Annotated in this window: 1 pseudogene; it reads left to right on the top strand. The window is 73.6% G+C overall.

The annotated features are described in order from the left end of the window. Positions 1-312, top strand: a pseudogene (locus KDL01_RS42685) (acyl-CoA dehydrogenase family protein); the annotation flags it as partial. Positions 313-390 lie beyond the last annotated feature (78 nt).

Here is a 390-nt window from a genome sequence, read left to right as displayed (position 1 = left end):
GCACTGCTGCACGCCGCGCGGCAGTGGACCGAGCTGTGCTCCCGCGCACCGCGGGACTTCACCCGGGAGGAGGACCTGCGCCTGGCCACGATCTGCCGCGAGGTCCTCAAGCTGGCCTGGAGCGCGGTGGAGCGGCACCTGTTCCCGACGGCGGGATCGAGCGCGGTACGCGCCGGCGAACGCATCGAGCGGGTCTGGCGCGACATGTCCACCCAGCACAGCCACGTCGGGATCGGTGTCCTCCTGCAGAGCGTGGCCACCCGCGAGTACGCGCGGGTCCGCTTAGGCGTCGCGGAAGGCGGACACGCGTGACGACGACCGCCACGACGGGGGCACGCCCCGCCCTGCCCGGCGAGCCCGCCTACGAGCAGGCCTGCGCCGTCTTCAACC

Source organism: Actinospica durhamensis, assembly GCF_018139695.1.
In the GTDB taxonomy this organism is placed as follows: Bacteria; Actinomycetota; Actinomycetes; order Streptomycetales; family Catenulisporaceae; genus Actinospica; species Actinospica durhamensis.
This window is presented reverse-complemented; position numbering and strand designations above follow the sequence as displayed.